General features: G+C 67.6%; 14 protein-coding genes. 5 read left to right on the top strand and 9 right to left on the bottom strand.

Annotated features, from left to right (window positions below):
* Window positions 1-15: 15 nt before the first annotated feature.
* From AB0B25_RS07435 to AB0B25_RS07445, 3 genes are all read right to left on the bottom strand, one after another.
* Window positions 16-774: a DUF4190 domain-containing protein gene (locus tag AB0B25_RS07435; RefSeq protein ID WP_357176077.1), complete on the bottom strand. Its 759-nt coding sequence runs from the start codon at window positions 772-774 to the stop codon at window positions 16-18.
* Window positions 775-1241: 467 nt separating this feature from the next.
* Entirely contained in the window at window positions 1242-1877 is a 636-nt protein-coding gene (locus AB0B25_RS07440) for a helix-turn-helix domain-containing protein (RefSeq protein WP_357176079.1), read from the bottom strand.
* Window positions 1878-1887: 10 nt separating this feature from the next.
* Entirely contained in the window at window positions 1888-3033 is a 1146-nt protein-coding gene (locus AB0B25_RS07445) for an acyl-CoA dehydrogenase family protein (RefSeq protein ID WP_357176081.1), read from the bottom strand.
* 212 nt (window positions 3034-3245) lie between these two features.
* Between AB0B25_RS07445 and AB0B25_RS07450 the strand changes: the two genes are divergently transcribed.
* Both AB0B25_RS07450 and AB0B25_RS07455 read left to right on the top strand, forming a co-directional pair.
* Entirely contained in the window at window positions 3246-4676 is a 1431-nt protein-coding gene (locus AB0B25_RS07450) for an SDR family NAD(P)-dependent oxidoreductase (protein ID WP_357176083.1), read from the top strand.
* Between the two features lie 37 nt (window positions 4677-4713).
* A complete protein-coding gene (locus AB0B25_RS07455; RefSeq protein WP_357176085.1) occupies window positions 4714-5127 on the top strand; it encodes a DUF2784 domain-containing protein in 414 nt (137 codons plus the stop codon).
* Between the two features lie 21 nt (window positions 5128-5148).
* Here the strand turns inward: AB0B25_RS07455 and AB0B25_RS07460 are convergent, their stop codons facing one another.
* Both AB0B25_RS07460 and AB0B25_RS07465 read right to left on the bottom strand, forming a co-directional pair.
* Entirely contained in the window at window positions 5149-5910 is a 762-nt protein-coding gene (locus AB0B25_RS07460) for an alpha/beta fold hydrolase (protein ID WP_357176087.1), read from the bottom strand.
* A gap of 218 nt (window positions 5911-6128) precedes the next feature.
* Window positions 6129-6983 carry an MBL fold metallo-hydrolase gene (locus AB0B25_RS07465; protein WP_357176089.1) on the bottom strand — a complete coding sequence of 285 codons (855 nt, stop codon included), beginning with the start codon at window positions 6981-6983 and terminating at the stop codon, window positions 6129-6131.
* A gap of 209 nt (window positions 6984-7192) precedes the next feature.
* On the opposite strand from AB0B25_RS07465, the gene AB0B25_RS07470 reads away from it, so the two are divergent.
* Window positions 7193-8143 carry a LysR substrate-binding domain-containing protein gene (locus tag AB0B25_RS07470; RefSeq protein WP_357176091.1) on the top strand — a complete coding sequence of 317 codons (951 nt, stop codon included), beginning with the start codon at window positions 7193-7195 and terminating at the stop codon, window positions 8141-8143.
* Here the strand turns inward: AB0B25_RS07470 and AB0B25_RS07475 are convergent.
* Window positions 8128-8997, bottom strand: a complete 870-nt coding sequence (locus AB0B25_RS07475; RefSeq protein WP_357176093.1) for a serine hydrolase — start codon at window positions 8995-8997, stop codon at window positions 8128-8130. The genes AB0B25_RS07470 and AB0B25_RS07475 overlap by 16 nt on opposite strands.
* A 612-nt stretch (window positions 8998-9609) precedes the next feature.
* On the opposite strand from AB0B25_RS07475, the gene AB0B25_RS07480 reads away from it, so the two are divergent.
* Both AB0B25_RS07480 and AB0B25_RS07485 read left to right on the top strand, forming a co-directional pair.
* Window positions 9610-10662: a nucleoside hydrolase gene (locus AB0B25_RS07480; protein WP_357176095.1), complete on the top strand. Its 1053-nt coding sequence runs from the start codon at window positions 9610-9612 to the stop codon at window positions 10660-10662.
* A complete protein-coding gene (locus AB0B25_RS07485; RefSeq protein WP_357176097.1) occupies window positions 10659-11561 on the top strand; it encodes an amidohydrolase family protein in 903 nt (300 codons plus the stop codon). The genes AB0B25_RS07480 and AB0B25_RS07485 overlap by 4 nt, the downstream gene beginning before the upstream one ends.
* Window positions 11562-11615: 54 nt before the next feature.
* Here the strand turns inward: AB0B25_RS07485 and meaB are convergent, their stop codons facing one another.
* From meaB to AB0B25_RS07500, 3 genes are read right to left on the bottom strand one after another with little or no spacing between them, the layout of a single operon-like run.
* The gene (gene meaB / locus AB0B25_RS07490) at window positions 11616-12656 is read right to left on the bottom strand and encodes a methylmalonyl Co-A mutase-associated GTPase MeaB (protein ID WP_357176098.1); all 1041 of its coding nucleotides are present in this window, start codon (window positions 12654-12656) and stop codon (window positions 11616-11618) included.
* Complete coding sequence (scpA, locus tag AB0B25_RS07495) at window positions 12653-14932, bottom strand: methylmalonyl-CoA mutase (protein WP_357176100.1); 2280 nt, start codon at window positions 14930-14932, stop codon at window positions 12653-12655. The genes meaB and scpA overlap by 4 nt, the downstream gene beginning before the upstream one ends.
* Window positions 14932-16788 carry a methylmalonyl-CoA mutase family protein gene (locus AB0B25_RS07500; RefSeq protein ID WP_357176102.1) on the bottom strand — a complete coding sequence of 619 codons (1857 nt, stop codon included), beginning with the start codon at window positions 16786-16788 and terminating at the stop codon, window positions 14932-14934. Before AB0B25_RS07500 ends, scpA begins: the two co-directional genes overlap by 1 nt.
* Window positions 16789-16933 lie beyond the last annotated feature (145 nt).

The following is a 16933-nucleotide window of genomic DNA, read 5'->3' on the forward strand; positions in this document are numbered from 1 at the left end:
CCGACATCGATGCGACTAGTCGGTCCACAGGACCCAGGTGCCGGTGCGGCCGGTCCCTTCACACACCAGCGCCCGGCCGTCGGACGTACGGCCGGTCTTCGCACCCGTGGGGTCGCATTTCGATCCGGCCTGCTGGGTCGCGGATGCCACACTGTGCGGACCGGCCCACTGGTAGCCGCCACCGGTGGTGGTGAGGCAGATCAAGGTGCCGCCGTCGGCGGCGGAGCCGATCTGGCCCAGTTGAGCCTCGGTGCATGACGAACCCTTCGTGACCTGCCCCTGGCTCGCCGCGGGTGGAGTGCTCGTAGCCGTGGGGCTCGCCGCGACGGTCGTCGGACCAGGCGCCGAACGCTCGATGGTCGCGGGGGCCACCGATGTCGGGGCCGGGGCGGCCCGAGGTTGCGTGCCACCGGGCAACCAGTTGCCCGACAGCACCACGAACGCGGCCAGCGCGGTCATCTCGGCGACGCCGAGCAACAGCGCGAACATCGCCATGACACGCCCACGGGGATGGCTGTAAGCGATGAACCCGAACACGATCGCGACCGGGAACAGCCCCAGCAGCGCGGCTACCAGCGCGACGATCGCGTACGGATTGACGATCGGCGCAACCTCGACACGCAGTCGACCGGCCCGGCGGCGGTTGGCCGCCTGCTCGGGCCAACGTTCGGTCTCCGTCTCCGACCACCGGCCATCGGACTCCTGCTCGGCCCAGCGTTCGTCCGGTTGCGCCTCCGGCCAACGTTCGCTCTCGCGGCGTTCTGCCCGTGCCATCCAGGTACCTCTCCTACACCACACCGTGCAGGAACCTCGGACTGTCCGAACCCGCCCCGATATACCGACCCAGAATAAGGCGCAAAACGCGAATAGTGGATCTGGAGTCTCGAAACTTCGTGATCGAGTCGTAATAACAGCGATGAGATGCTCGTGCGGATCGATTAGCCACATAAATGCTGGAGCGCCGACAACAGGACAAGGCGCCACCCTTCCACCTCGATGCATGACGACTTAAATCAGATGCCACAGTCCATTCGACCGGAATAGCCCTGCGATATGGGAGGTTTGCTAGACGGCAACTACAATTCGATCTGCTACGGAAACCGCTCTCTCGTGATCGTGGCGACAGCGTGACTCACGCCGCCGCCCAGGATGGCGGAGAACGGGTATCGGAGCCCGCGGGGGCGCCAGCAATCCGCTGCGCGACACTGTGCGCTCCGCACCGAGCGACTCGGCCCGCTGGTTCATCTGCGCCGATCCACCTTCGGCAGCGTCTCATCGACCAGCGTCAGCAGAATGTCCGACAGCAGGTCGTGGACCTGCTCGCGAGTGAGCGTGCGGCGGGTGATCCATTCACGCCCGGCAACTTTTACCAGCCCGCCGTAGGCGCGGACCATCGCGCGCAACTCGGCACTGTGCGCCGAATCGGCGAGACCGACCATCACCAGCAGGCGGTCGGCTGCCGCGTCGTCGGCCGCGTCGAGGATCTGTTGTACCTGCGGGTCGTCTCCGACCCCCTCGTGGCTGGTCACCTTCACCCAGGTGCTGCCATGCTCGGCAATGGTATCCAACAGCCAGCGCACACTGGCATCGACGCGTTCGCGGGTGGCGCCGGTGGGCACGATCATGCTGTCGAGCTTGGGCAGCGTCACCATCCGACGTACCACTGCAAGGTAGAGATCACGCTTGTTGCCGAAATAGTGGTTGATCAGACCCCGGGCCACCCCAGCCCGCTGCGCCAGCTCGGCCGTCGATACGGACGCGTACGGGCGTTCGCCGAACATATCGATCGCGCAGGCGAGGATCTGCGCGCGCCGCTCGTCGGGTTCGAGTCGCCGCCGGCGCGGTAGGACCGGTTCGGCGCCACCGTCCGCGGTCACGCTAGTGGTGTCAGAGAGACCGGGCAATGAGATCCTTCATCACCTCGTTGCTACCTGCCAGGATGCGCAGGACCCGGGCGCCGGTGTAGAGCTGCGAAATCGGATACTCCGTCATGTAGCCGTAGCCGCCGAACAGTTGTAGGCAGCGGTCAACCACCATACCCAGCTGGTCGGTGAGCCAGTACTTGGACATCGCAGCGGTGGGAATGTCGAGTTCGCCACGCAGATGCCTGCCGATGCAGTCGTCCAAGAAGGTACGGGAGACGGTGGCGACCGTCGCGCACTCGGCAAGCTCGAACTTGGTGTTCTGCATGGCGAACAGTGGTTTGCCGAACGCTTCGCGTCCCTTGGTGTAGTCCACGGTGAGCTGCACGGCCTTCTCCATCATGGCGACCGCGATGATGGCGGTGACCAAGCGCTCCTGCGCGAGCAACTGCATCATCTGGTAGAAGCCCTGCCCCTCGTCGGCACCGAGCAGGTTGGACGCGGGCACACGAAGGCCATCGAAGAACAGCTCGGCGGTGTCCTGAGCCTTGCCGCCGATCTTGTTCAGGATGCGGCCACGCTCGAAACCCGGGGTGTCGTCGCCGACTTCGGCGAAGATCAGCGAGACGCCTGCCGCACCCTTGGTCGGATCGGTCTTGGCAGCGATGATGATGCCGTCGCAGAGCCAGCCGTTGGTGATGAAGATCTTCGAGCCGGTGATCACGTACTCGTCGCCTGCGCGCACCGCGCGGGTCTTGATGTTCTGGAGGTCCGAACCGGTGCCCGGTTCGGTCATACCGATGGACAGCACCATCTCGCCACTGGCCGCTTTGGGCAACACACGCCGCTTGAGCTCCTCCGAGCCGAACTCATTGAGGTACGGCGCGATAATCGAGCTGTGCACGGGCATGCCCATCGACCCGTCGCCCGCACGGGACTGCTCTTCGATGATCGCGGCCTCATGTGCGAACGTACCGCCGCCACCACCGTATTCGGCGGGTATCGCGGGGCACAGCAGACCGAGTTCGCCCGCCCGATTGTACAGCGCACGGTCGGGATGCCCCTGGGCGACGAACTCCTCCGCGCGCGGGACGACCTCCTTCTCGAAGAAGGCCCTCGCCAGGTCGCGAACCGCTTCGACCTCGTCGTCACTCCACGCCGCGCGTGCCATCGCTCTATCCCTCGCTCGCTCCGTGTCCGGCCCCGGCACCGGTCTCGCTCCCAGGCTTCCGGACTATTGGCTACGTGTCAACAAGCTGGCGGCCGGCGCACCGGCTCGGCTCGACGTGCGCCACCCAGACGACCGGACGGCGATCCCGCGCAGGGGTTTGCGACAATAGGCCGGTCGATTGCCCAGCTCAGTGAAGGATGTCCCTAGCCGCGATGGCCGAAAGCATGATCGATCCGCAGGACCTTGCGACCTGTCTCAGGGTCTTGGAGCAGGCCGCAGTGCTGGACAAAGCCCACCCCGACTCGGTGACCGTCCAACGCGCGGTCGGGCACATGTTCAAGAAACTCAAGCAGCGTCGCAGGTCCGCGGCCCGCGAGGCGGTCGCCGCGGCTGATCACGCGGTGGTGGCGGCCACCGCGACCGGCTCGCCGAACCGGATCGACGACGAGACTGCGGGTATCCCGATCAGCTCTCGCGCCGCCGGCGCCACCGCGGGCACGCTGCTGCGCCCGCGCCCGTGCTACATCTGCAAGCAGCGTTATTCCCGAGTCGACGCTTTCTACCACCAGCTATGCCCCGAGTGCGCGGCGAGTAGCCACGCCAAACGGAACGCTCGCACCGACCTCGCGGGACGCCGCGCGCTGCTCACCGGCGGACGCGCCAAAATCGGCATGTACATCGCGCTACGGCTGCTCCGCGACGGCGCGCACACCACTGTCACCACCCGCTTCCCCAACGACGCGATCCGGCGTTTCGCCGCGATGGCCGACAGCGCGGACTGGCTGCACCGATTGCGCATCGTCGGCATCGACCTGCGCGACCCGGCTCAAGTGGTGGCCCTCGCCGACGACGTCGCCGCGCACGGCCCGCTGGACATCCTGATCAACAACGCCGCGCAGACGGTGCGCCGCTCCGCGGGCGCCTACAGCGCGCTGGTCGACGCCGAGTCCGGGCCGCTGCCCGCCGGGCAGCTGCCGGAGACGGTGAGTTTCGGCAAAACCATGCAGGCGCATCCCACTGCGCTCACCGCGTCACTCACTCCCACGCTGTCCGCCGCCGACGTGGCCGAACTGGCCCTGGTCGCGGGATCGGCTACGCCGGAACGCATTTCGCGTGGCGTGGCGATCGACGCGGGCGGTCTGGTACCGGATCTCGCGCACACGAACAGCTGGGTGCAGACCGTCGGCGAGGTGGATCCGACCGAACTGCTGGAAGTCCAACTGTGCAACTCGGTCGCGCCGTTCATCCTGGTGTCACGCCTGCGTCCGACGATGGCCGCCGCCGCGGCGCGGCGCAAGTACGTCGTGAATGTCTCCGCCATGGAGGGTCAATTCTCCCGCGCCTACAAGGGGCCGGGGCACCCACACACCAATATGGCCAAGGCCGCGCTGAACATGTTGACCCGGACCAGCGCCCGCGAGATGTTCGAAGAGGACGGCATCCTGATGACCGCCGTCGACACCGGCTGGATCACCGACGAACGCCCGCATTACACGAAAGTCCGCCTGGCCGAGGAGGGTTTCCACGCACCGCTCGACTTGGTCGACGGCGCGGCACGGGTGTACGACCCGATCGTGCAGGGCGAGAACGGTACCGACCTGTTCGGTTGCTTCTTGAAGGACTACCAGCCCTCCCCTTGGTAGCCCCGCGCAGCACGGTTTCGCCAGCTACGCTGGAAGAATGCTGTACCGGCTGCTGGCCGATGCCACCGCTGTCACGCACTTCGCCTTCGTGGCCTACGTCGTGGTCGGCGGTTTCGTCGCGTGGCGCTTGGCGCGCACCATCTGGCTGCATCTGATCGCGGCGTGCTGGGGGCTCGGCTCGGTGGTGTTCGGGTTCGAATGCCCGCTGACCGATCTGGAGAATTGGGCGCGAGTCCACGCCGGCGAAGCGCGGCTGCCGTCGAGCGGGTTCATCGACCACTACATCACCGGCGTGCTCTATCCCGAGGACGCGCTCGGCTTGGTGCGGGTGCTGGTCGCGGTGCTCGTGGTGGCGTCGTGGATCGGGTACGTGTGGACCCGGCGGCATCGGTCCGCATTGCCGACAACCGTCCCCGTGCGCGCCCCGCACCGACCGGCACACCCCGGCTGAACCGCCCCGCGGCACCCGGTCTCAGGAACGCCCGAGGTGACGGCCGACGAAGTCGGCGACCTTCGCACCGTGCTCGTCGAGATAGAAGTGTCCGCCGGGGAAGGTGGCTCGCTCGAAGCCACCGCTGGTCTGCCCGCGCCATTCGTCGGCCTGCTCCGGACGCATCGTCGGGTCCTCGGTGCTCACCAGCGCGGCGATGTCGGTGCGCAGCGCGACGCCGGACCGGTAGTGATAGGTTTCCACCGCCTGGTAGTCGGCACGTACCGCGGGCAGCACGAGTTCGGCGAGACTCGGGTCGCTACGCAACAGTCCGACCGACGCCGGGTCGGTGGCCAGCCGCTCGAGATCCCGGAGCAGCTCGTCGTCGGAGGCCAGATGCAGGCGCTGGGTCTCCACGAACGTGGGTGCGGGACGACCCGATACGAACAGCGCCGTGAGTTGCTGCCCGGCGCGCTCCAGCCTGCGCGCGGTCTCGAACGCCACGGTGGCACCCATGCTGTGCCCGAACAGCGACAGCCGTTCGACCACTCCTCGGGTCAGCACCTCCTCGGCGATCCGGTCCGCGAGCACCGCGATATCCGTAATCGGCGCCTCGCCCAACCGGTCCTGGCGACCCGGATACTGCACCGCGAGGACCGCGATATCCGCGCCGAACCGCTGAGCGAGATCACGATACGCCGTGGCCGGAGCACCACCCGACGGGAAACACAGCACAGCATGCCGAACCTGGGGCCCGGATCGCAACGAACGCAGCCACTTCGAGTTGGTGTGGGATCCCGCCACGTCGATCTCCTCCTCCGTCCGCGCGCATCTGGCTCTCACCGGACACCGTAGTCGCCCGCATCCGGCGGTTCGGAAGTCGCCGCCGGACGACACGTCGCACCGGATCCGGTGTCCATGCGGCTCCGGGCTCGTGCCCCTCTTCTCACGACAACCAGCTCAGCCGGAACCCGAACAAGACCGCAGCCCCGCCCGGGCAATCCTCGACACTCGCATACCGGTCAGGGTGTGAAAGTTTGCAGATGGTCGATGGTGACGAACGCGCTGCGCGGGCTGGCCGCGGCGACGGCCGTGCGCAATGCTTCCAACCCGCCCCAGTCGCGGGCAGGTTCGGCGAGCGGATAGTCGAAATCGTCCCAGTGAGTGGGAATCACATAGCGCGGGTTGCCGGTGACGCGCAGCAGCCGCGCGACGTAATCCTCGATCTTCCCGCCACCCGCGGGCAGCAGCAGAACATCTGGCCGCAACCCCGCCAGTTCCGATTCGATGTAGTTCGATCCGCCGAAGTCCAACACGCTCACCCCGCCGCCGCGCACTTCGTAGGCAAGGGTGCCACCCTCGACGAGATCGCGAATCACTCTGGGCTCGGCCAACTTTCCCGCGCCGAGGCCGGGTCGGGTGCCTGCGAAGGCCACACTGGCCCGTGGCCCGGACGCCGAATGCAGCGAGCGCAGTACCCGGATCGAGTAGTCATCGAAGTGCAGAAACTCACCACCGGTGGCCAGGGCGAGTTGGTTCTCCGGAGCTCCGAGCGCAGCCAGGAGGTTGAGATGGGTTTCGGTGCCGAGCACCGTGGCCCCGGTCTTCGTCGCCAGATACGGCACGTCGGCGAGGTGGTCGTAGTGCCCGTGGGTGACCAGAATGTGGTCGGCGCGTAACTCTCCGCTGTCGACGTAGCGATCGATCAGCGCGGTATCCACCGCGATCGGGGTCTCGGGGTCCGCGCCCTCGGCAGTGTAGGTTCCGGTATGGAACCTGGTCAGCCACGGGTCGATGAGTACGGTTTTGCCGCCGGGCAGGCGTATCTCCCAGCTGTTGTTACCCCACCAACGCAGCGTCACCCCGCCGGAAGCCACGCTACCCGAGGCGGCGACCGAACCATCGTTCTCTGTCGAATCTGTTGTGCCACAAGATAATAAACCCGCCAACGTCGCGACTCCCGCAGTCGCACCGAGGAATCCTCGACGTCCGAAACCTGTCATGCGGGCACCACACCACATCCGCGGCGGCCATGTCCAAGACCAGCGGACCGGCCCCACAATATCGAAGCGGATATCGTCGCAGCGTGGACCATCTGCGTCAGCTGCGGTACTTCATTGCCGTCGCGGAAGAATTGCACTTCGGTCGGGCAGCCGACCGCCTCGGCATCGCCCAGCCGCCCCTGAGCCAACGCATCCGTCGCCTCGAAGCCGACCTGGGCGCTCGTCTCTTCGACCGGGACAGCCGCCGAGTCGAACTCACCGAGGCCGGGCAGATCCTGCTCGCCGAGTCCCGCGATCTGCTTGCCCGCTGGGAGCGGACAAAAACACTGGTCGGCAAGGCGCATCGAGGCGAAATGGACACCGTTCGCATCGGCGTGCCACCCGAACTGGCCGGCCGGGTGCTCGCCGCGCTGCTCACCGCGTTCGAGGCCAGCAACGTCCGGGCCGACCTGCAGGAACTGACCACCGCCGAACAGCTGCGGCTGCTCGCGGACCGCCAGCTCGACGCCGGGCTGCTTCAGCATCCGGTCGATGTGGTCGGCTTGGAGCTCGGTCCCGCTGTCGAGACGCCGCTCGGGGTGGTGCTGCCACGCGATTCACCGCTGGCCGTGCGGTCCACGCTGGAACTCGCCGATCTCGCAGGGCACGGGTTGGTGATCTTCCCGCGGGCCGCAGCTCCCGGGCTCTATGACGCGACGCTGCGCCGGTGCTGGGAGCTCGGCTTCCGGCCCACCTCGGTGCAGCATGCGCACAACCCCGAGTTCGTGCTCGGCCTGGTGCTGTCCGGGCGCGGGATAGCGTTCGACCAGGGCCTGGTGGCACAGAAGGAACCGCGGGTGGTCTGGCGGCCGCTGCCGGCGGGCACGCTGAGCAGGCGATTGTCGCTGGCTTGGCCGGTTGATGTGGCTCATCCGCTGGTACACGAACTCGCCGAGCTGGTTGTCACGGTGCTGCAAGGCGATGGCGCGACCCGGCCCGCAGCCGTCGCGGACCTGCCGCGACGACCTTGGAACGTCGTCTATGGCAGGCCGTGAGCGATGCGGTCGATCGCGTGCGCCGCGGCGGCCCCGACCGCGCGGTCCACTGCGGGCAGCCGCTGCGCGAGCGTCGCCGCCCTGGTGAAAACCGCCACGGCATAACGTTTTCCGTCGGGATACTCGACGACGCCGATTTCGTTGCGCACGCCGGGCAGCGTCCCGGACTTCGCCCAGACCCGCACCTGCGGCGGGAACGCCGCGGCCAGGCGATGCCAGTTCACCTGCTGGCTCATCAGATCGCGAACCCACCGGCACGCCTCGGGTGCACCCGCCCGATCCTGGCCGATCATCGTGAGCAGCCGAACCATCTCACGGGGCGTGCTCGCGGTGGTACGCGCCGGATCGAGCGCCCGTGTGCAGAGCACCTCCTCGGCGCTCAGCGTCGGAAAACGACGCGCGAACTCGGCGGCGTCCGCTGCGCCGATGTCCTCGGCCATGGACTGCACGATGACGCGGGGCGGGCCGGCGACCTGAGTCCCCGTGAGGCCGAGTTCGCGCAGCAGCGAACGCACGTTGTCCACCCCGACCCGGTCGAACAGCAGGTCGGCCGCGGTGTTGTCGCTCAGGGTGAGCGCGAAATACGCGGCATCACGCAAGCTCAACTCGATATCGTCGACGCAGCCCGCGGTGCCGACGCCGCCGAGTCGATCCGCCGCGCGGGCCCGGACTCGATCAGCGGGGTCCAGCTGGCCCGCCGCGACCTGCCTGGCGAACTCCAGCACCAGTGGCACCTTCACCACCGACGCCAGCACAACTGGCTCGTCCGCACCGGCACCGGCCCCGGCGCCGCAGTCGAAACACTGGGCGTACACCCAGCCGTGGACGCCGACAGCGCGAAAGATCTCTTGCACCTGATGCAGCATCCCTGGCTCGTGCGGTTGGCATGGCACCGGGTGCGGACAACGCCGAACAGATCCGCCCTGGTAGGTGACCTGTGTGCGTACCCGCCGAGCTCACCGATCCAGCCCTCGTCCAGAAGGCGATTTCGACCGCGCGGAACGGGCCGGACCATTACATCGCCGTCGAGCCGCCGTCGACCGAGGATCAGTCGGCGGCGGGCGCGCCTCCCGCGAGCACGGCAATCGCCGGTGCCAACCGATCTCCGCCGGGAAGATTCATCTCCGGAGCGATCGTCTACAGCACACCGAGCCCCTGCACGAGCACGAAGGACCACTCGGCTACCGCAAGTGCCTGCTCCTCACTCAGGTGCGGCTGCGCCACGCGCAACGCCGTCGCCATGTCGCGATAAGCACCGGGCGGGCTCTCAGCGAAGCATTTCGCGCGAGCGCGCGACCTGGACCAGGTTCTCCAGTACACCCGCCAGCAGGTCCTCGCGATTTCCCATCGCTCGAGGTTACAGTGTCTCAGACATTCGTACTAGACATCTGTTCTATCACCCCGCGGTCGTCGAGTTGCCGCCGCCTCGACGCGGCGGCGCCGGACCGACTCGCTAGTCTCATGCCGTGCGGCAGAAGATCATCGCGGACGTCGATACGGGTATCGACGACTCACTCGCGCTGCTGTATCTTCTTGCCTCTCCCGATGCCGAGATCGCCGGAATCGCCGCCACCGCGGGCAACGTTCCCGCGGCACAGGTGGCGGCGAACAACCTCGCCTGGCTCGACGTCTGCCGCGCACCCGACATCGAGGTCGCACTCGGCGCCGCCGACCCCCTGGCCATTCCGCTGCGCACCACCGAGGACACGCACGGACCGCACGGTGTCGGGTACGCCGAGCTGCCCCTCTCCGCCCGTCGGCTATCGCGGCGCACGGCCGCTCACCTGTGGGTCGACCTGGCTCGCGCGCACCCGGGCGAGATCGTCGGACTCTGCACCGGACCGTTGACCAACCTCGCCCTCGCCCTGCGGATCGAGCCCGAACTGCCGCTGCTGCTGCACCGCTTGGTCATCATGGGCGGCGCGTTCAACCACCCCGGCAATACGACGCCGACCAACGAGTGGAACGTCCACGTCGACCCGGAAGCCGCCAAGGAGGTCTTCGACGCGTTCGCCGCCGCTCCCGCGCAGCGCAGGCCGATCGTGTGCGCGCTCGACGTCACCGAGACCATCGAGATGCGACCCGAGCACCTCGTCCGCCTTGCCGCACGCGCGAACAGTCACCCGGTGGAACTGGTCACGGAGACCGACCCACCCGAGGCCCGATCCGCCGCGAGCAATCCGATCGTCCGGCACGTCACCGATGCGGTCCGGTTCTACTTCGACTTCCACCGCGGCTACGGCCAAGGCTATCTGGCCCACATGCACGACCCGTTCGCCGCGGCGGTCGCGCTGGACCCTACGCTGGCCCGCACCCGCCCCGCGACGGTCGACGTCGAGCTGGCCGGCACGCTCACCCGAGCGACCACGGTCGCCGACTGGGCGGGGATGTGGGGGCGCGAACCCAACGCCGACATCGTGATCGGCACCGATCCCGACGTGTTCTTCGACCGACTGGTCAACCGGGTCGGCGATTTCGCACGGACCGTCCATCCACCCGCCGCCCAAGAGGTGCGATGATCGACAACGACGACTCCACCTACCTGTCCGCGTTCCGGACCAGGCTTGGGCTGCCGGGAATCATCGACGTGCATACGCATTTCATGCCCGACCAGGTACTGCGAAAGGTGTGGGCATATTTCGATGCGGCGGGCCCACTGGTCGGGCGGAGTTGGCCGATCGCCTACCGCTCCGATGAGCAGGTCCGCCTGAAAACCTTGCGCGAGTTGGGTATTCGCGCGTTCCCCGCGCTGGTGTATCCGCACAAGCCGGCAATGGCGGCGTGGCTCAACGCGTGGACTGCCGAGTTCGCCGAACGCACCCCGGACTGCCTGCACACCGCGACATTCTTCCCGGAGCCGCAAGCCGCGGGCTACGTCGCGGAGGCTGTCGCGCGGGGCGCGCGTATCTTCAAGGCGCACATCCAGGTTGGCGGCTATCATCCGGGCGACCCACTGTTGAACCCGGTGTGGGAACTGCTGCAGGATGCCCAGATCCCCATCGTCATCCACTGCGGTTCCGGTCCTGCGCCAGGCACCCACACCGGACCGGAGCCGATCGCCGATGTGTTGCGCCGCTTTCCGCGGCTGCCGCTGATCATCGCGCACATGGGCACGCCCGAGTATTCCGAATTTCTCGACCTGGCCGAGGATTACCCGGGCCTGCGGTTCGACACCACCATGGTGTGGACCGACTTCCTCGAGGCGAATTCCCCCTTCCCGACCGGCGAGTACGGCAGGCTGCGCGCCTTTGCCGACCGCATTCTGTTCGGCAGCGACTTCCCCAACATCCCGTATTCCTACGGCCATTCGATCCAGGCTCTCGAACGACTCGACCTCGGGGACGAGTGGCTGCGACTGGTCTGCTACCAGAACGCGGCCCGCCTCTTCGGCATCGAACAAGTCCGCGCCCTGGAGTAATGAGCACGACGAGCCCCGGCCCGCGAACGCGCAGCGCAGCGATCGTCGCCTCGGTCAGCTGCCGTCGAAGGCCCGCAACAGTTCCTCGGCCGCGAGGGCGGCGGTCAGCGTTCCGTCGCGAACCCGCTGTTCCACCTGCGCCCGCACGGATTTCACGTCCGGGTTGTCCGCGAGCCTGCGAAGCAACTGGTCGTACACCATGGTCCAGGTCCAATCGATCTGCTGACGGCGGCGCTTCTCGTCGAACTCCCCGGCGTCGGTGAGTACCCGCCGGTGCTCCAGCACCGTGTCCCAGAATGCCTCCAGACCAACGCCCTCCAACCCGCTCATAGTGAGTACCGGCGGCCGCCACAGTGCGTCGTGCGGGTGAATGAGACGCAGCGCTCCCGCCAGCTCGCGGGCGGCCGCCTTGGCCTCCACCTCGTGTGTGCCGTCGGCCTTGTTCACCGCGACCAGGTCGGCGAGCTCGAGCACGCCCTTCTTGATGCCCTGCAGCTGATCGCCGGTCCGAGCCAGCGTGAGGAAGCAGAACACGTCGACCATATTCGCGACCGTGACCTCGGATTGGCCGACACCGACAGTCTCCACCAGAATCACGTCGTACCCCGCGGCCTCGAGCAGCACGATGGTCTCTCGGGTCGCCTTGGCCACGCCGCCGAGCGTGCCCGCGGTCGGCGAGGGGCGGATATAGGCGGCGCGTTGCACCGACAGACGCGCCATCCGCGTCTTGTCACCCAGAATGGAGCCGCCGGTCCGGGTCGAGGAAGGATCGACCGCCAGCACGGCGACCCGATGTCCCTTCCCGATCAGGTACATGCCGAGCGCGTCGATGAACGTGGACTTGCCGACGCCTGGAACCCCCGTGATGCCGACCCGGTTCGACACCGGGCTCGTCGCAGCGGCATTCGTGTCCGGGGTCGCCTTCAGCAACAACTGCTGCGCCAAGGCCCTGTGGTCGGCCCTGGTGGATTCCACCAAGGTGATCGCCCGCGCCACAGCGGCCCGTTCGTTACGGCGGACCGCCTCGGCCAGCGCGTCGACGTCGATCAGCCTGCGCCCAGCGACCTGCGCGGCAGCCGGATTTGCTTCGCTCATTCGGTCGCGGCGGAATCCGCGGCGCCGCCACCGAGTTCGTGACCGAGTTCGGCGCCGAGCTTCTTCAGCAAGTCGATCGCCGCATCCGCGATCACGGTACCGGGCGGGAAGATCGCCGCGGCGCCTGCCCGGTACAGCTCATCGAAGTCACCGGGCGGGATGACGCCGCCGACGATGACCATGATGTCGGGACGCCCGACCTCGGCCAGTGCCTGCCGCAGCGCGGGCACCAGCGTGAGGTGGCCTGCCGCGAGCGAGGATACGCCCACGACATGCACGTCGTTGTCGGCCGCCTGCTGCGCCACCTCTTCAGGAGTCTGGAACAGCGGGCCCACGTCGACATCGAAGCCCAGATCGGCGAAGGCCGTGGCGATCACCTTCTGTCCTCGGTCGTGACCGTCCTGGCCCATCTTGGCGACGAGGATGCGGGGGCGACGACCTTCGGCGTGGGCGAATTCCTCGACGAGCTCGCTCGCCGCGGTGATGTTGGTAACCTTCCCTGCCTCGTCGCGGTACACACCGGAGAGCGTACGGATCTCGGCTCGATGGCGGCCGTATACCTGCTCCAGCGCGTCGGAGATCTCGCCGACGGTCGCCTTCGCGCGCGCCGCGTCGATCGCCAGCGCGAGTAGGTTGTTCGCGATGCCACCCTCGGTAGCGGCCGCGGCGCGGGTCAAGTCCGCGAGCGCACGCCGCACCGCGTCGGGGTCACGCTCGGCGCGCAGCCGACGCAGCTTCTCGATCTGCTCGGCACGCACCCGCGAGTTTTCGACCTTGAGGACCTCGACCTGCTGATCCTCTTCGACCTGGTACTTGTTGACGCCGATCACCGGCTGCTGGCCGGTGTCGATGCGCGCCTGGGTCCGCGCGGCGGCCTCTTCGATGCGCAGCTTCGGGATGCCGTCGCCGATCGCCTGCGCCATGCCGCCGTGCGCCTCGACCTCGGCGATGTGCGCGCGGGCACGGTTGGCGAGCTGATGGGTCAGCCACTCGACGTAGTATGAGCCGCCCCACGGGTCGATCGGACGGGTGGTGTTGGACTCCTGCTGGATCAGCAGCTGCGTATTGCGGGCGATGCGCGCGGAGAAGTCCGTGGGCAACGCGAGAGCCTCGTCGAGCGCGTTGGTGTGCAACGACTGGGTGTGGCCTTGCGTGGCGGCCATCGCCTCGATGCAGGTGCGCGCGATATTGTTGTAGGCGTCCTGGGCAGTGAGCGACCAGCCGGAGGTCTGCGAATGGGTACGCAGCGACAGTGATTTCGCGTTCTTCGGAGTGAAGTTCGCGACCAGTTCGCTCCACAACAGACGCCCGGCGCGCAGCTTGGCGACCTCCATGAAAAAGTTCATGCCGATAGCCCAGAAGAACGATAGGCGCGGTGCGAACTCGTCGACGTCCATGCCGGCGTCGATGCCCGCGCGGATGTACTCGACACCGTCGGCGAGGGTGTAGGCCAGCTCCAGATCGGCGGTCGCGCCCGCCTCCTGGATGTGGTAGCCGGAGATGGAGATCGAGTTGAACTTCGGCATCTTCGCGCTGGTGTAGGCGAAGATGTCGGAGATGATCCGCATCGAGGGCTGCGGCGGGTAGATATAGGTGTTGCGGACCATGAACTCTTTCAGAATGTCGTTCTGAATGGTTCCGGCGAGCTGTTCTGGCGCGACGCCCTGTTCTTCGGCGGCGACGACGTAGAGCGCGAGAATCGGCAGTACCGCGCCGTTCATCGTCATCGACACGCTGACCTGGTCCAGCGGGATGTGGTCGAACAGCTGACGCATGTCCAGGATCGAGTCGATGGCCACGCCCGCCATGCCGACATCCCCTTGCACCCGCGGGTGATCGGAATCGTAGCCGCGATGGGTGGCCAGATCGAAGGCGACCGACAGTCCTTTCTGTCCCGCCTGTAGGTTGCGGCGGTAGAAGGCGTTCGAGTCCGCGGCGGTGGAGAAGCCCGCGTATTGGCGGATGGTCCACGGCTGGTTGACATACATCGTGGGGTACGGTCCGCGCACGAACGGCGCGATGCCGGGTACGCTGTCGAGCGGATACCCTTCGGCAGCAACGGCATCCCGATCGGCTTTGGTGAACACCGGCGGCACATCGATGCCTTCCGGCGTCGACCACACCAGTTGGTCGGGCGTGTAGTGGTTGGCCGCTGATGCCGCCCGTACGTACGCCTCCACCTGCGCGGCATCGACGGCGGTCGCGGTCGGCGCCGTCTCCGCCAGCGGGACGTCGGCGAAACTGCCGATCAGATGTCTGATCTCGCGAGTAGTCATCACGCTCCCACCTTCTCCAGCAGGCCGGACAGCGCCGCGACCGCGTCTATACCCACCGTGACGAATCCGTCCGGACGCTGCGCGTCGCTCAGTTCGCCGACGGCCTCCGCCGCACCAGCCACCAGCACGGTCGGCACGCTCACGGCACGCAACCGCTCGACCGCTTCGCCCAGTTCCATCCGGTAGCGCGCGTTCGAGCCGCACAGCACCGCGATCGGCGCCCCGGCGTCGGTTGCCGCGGCGGCGATCGCGCCCACCTCGAGCGGCCCGGGATTGATCGATTCGATCCCGCCCGATGCCAAAAGGTTCGCGACGAAGGTGACCCGCACGTTGTGTTCGGCAACCGAGCCCAGCGGCACCAGCAGGGCTTTCGGGCGGGCGCCGACGGCCTCGAGATAGGCGTCGGAGCGGTCGCGTAATTTCTCGAACGCCGCGCCGTATCGGGCGACCCGACCCGGCTGCCGCGCCGCCTCGGTCAGCGGCTGCTCGGCTAGGTTCGGGAATTCGTTCACGCCGGTGACAGCGGTACGTCGATGCGCGACATCGGTGTCGCGTGCGGCCTTGGTGGCGCCGATCCGCTCGGCGAGCAGACCGGAGTCCAGCGCGGCCAGGTAACCACCCGCCGCCTCGATCTCCTGCATGAACGCCCACGCTTTCGCGGCGACCGCCGCGGTGAGGTCCTCCACGTACCAGGAGCCCGCGCTCGGGTCCTGCACATGGCCCAGATGTGACTCCTCGAGCAGCAGCAGTTGGATATTGCGGGCCATTCGATCGGAGAACGCTTTCGAGACGCCGAGTTCACCCGGCGGCAGCGCCGTGTCGAAAGGCAGCACGGTCACGGTGTCGGCACCGCCCACCCCCGCACCGAACGCGGCCAGCGTGGTGCGCAACATATTCACCCACGGATCGCGCTGGCTCATCATGGCGGCCGAGGTCACCGCGTGCTGGGGCGCGCCTCCGAAATCCGGCGCACCGCACACGTGCGCGATCCGCGCCCAGAGTTGCCTCGCGGCACGGAACTTCGCGATGGTGACAAACTGGTCGTCGGTCGCGGCGAACCGGAATTCCAGCTGCTCCAGCGCATCAGCGATGTCGAGATGCTCGGTCATGGCACGCAGGTAAGCAAGACCTGCCGCAACCGTGGCGCCGATCTCCTGGGCGTCGGAGGCACCGACATCGTGGAAAACGGTGCCGTCCACGGTGATCGCTCGCACCGTCTCGGCCCGCCCCGCCGCCCGCCCGGCGAGCACGACCGCCGCAGCGAGCCCGATGTCGTCGATGCCCGCGAAGCGGCTGGTCAGCGTCGCGGCGCCGAGCGCAATCCGAATATCCTCGCGGACGGGCACCTGGTAACCGTCGAGCACGGTGAACAGCTGGTCGGCAGCTTCGGCCGCCGCACTGCCCGCATCCAGGGCCAGCGGAGCCAGCTCGAACAGCAGGCCGGCGAGGGCGGTCGGCAGGTCGGCCACCGGCACGCCGCGCTCACCGGCACCCAGCCGGATCGCACCGATCCCGTTCTCCAGACCGGCGAGAATCTCCCGGTTGGCCGCCGCGGCATCGCGGGTGTCGACCTGTGCGCCGACGTACCACCCGCGGTGGACGTCCCGGGTGGCGTCCCGGCCGCGGACGAACGGGAAGGCGCCCGGCAGCGGCTGTTCGGGCAGCTCGTCGCGAAGGGTGTACAGCGGGGCGATGGTCAGTCCGTCGTAGGTGGTCTGGTCCAGCAGCCGCTCGGGCTCCTCGGGAAGTTCCGTGAGATCGACCCGTCGAGCCTTCGCCAGCACCCCGGCAACACTCTTGCGCCACGTGGCGTATTCGGGTATCGGATCCACCCCAGGATCTGAAGCAATCGGCATAGCTTGCTGTTCCCCTTCCTCGACACGGACACCGTGTGTGTATGCCCGATACCCTCACATTCGACCAGCTCAGCGACTACTTCGGTTAACGAGCATTCGTCCTGCCCCTCTGATGCTAGCGGGCGGTCGCCGGCCGGTTGATGCT

The sequence above is a fragment of the Nocardia sp. NPDC049190 genome (assembly GCF_040648115.1).
In the GTDB taxonomy this organism is placed as follows: Bacteria; Actinomycetota; Actinomycetes; order Mycobacteriales; family Mycobacteriaceae; genus Nocardia.

Bases quoted from the DNA above. Each gene is read 5' to 3' on its own strand.
- meaB (WP_357176098.1), bottom strand. From the start codon at position 12,656: ATGAGCGAAGCAAATCCGGCTGCCGCGCAGGTCGCTGGGCGCAGGCTG.
- AB0B25_RS07445 (WP_357176081.1), bottom strand. From the start codon at position 3,033: ATGGCACGCGCGGCGTGGAGTGACGACGAGGTCGAAGCGGTTCGCGAC.
- AB0B25_RS07485 (WP_357176097.1), top strand. From the start codon at position 10,659: ATGATCGACAACGACGACTCCACCTACCTGTCCGCGTTCCGGACCAGG.
- scpA (WP_357176100.1), bottom strand. From the start codon at position 14,932: ATGACTACTCGCGAGATCAGACATCTGATCGGCAGTTTCGCCGACGTC.
- AB0B25_RS07455 (WP_357176085.1), top strand. From the start codon at position 4,714: ATGCTGTACCGGCTGCTGGCCGATGCCACCGCTGTCACGCACTTCGCC.
- AB0B25_RS07450 (WP_357176083.1), top strand. From the start codon at position 3,246: ATGGCCGAAAGCATGATCGATCCGCAGGACCTTGCGACCTGTCTCAGG.
- AB0B25_RS07435 (WP_357176077.1), bottom strand. From the start codon at position 774: ATGGCACGGGCAGAACGCCGCGAGAGCGAACGTTGGCCGGAGGCGCAA.
- AB0B25_RS07500 (WP_357176102.1), bottom strand. From the start codon at position 16,788: ATGCCGATTGCTTCAGATCCTGGGGTGGATCCGATACCCGAATACGCC.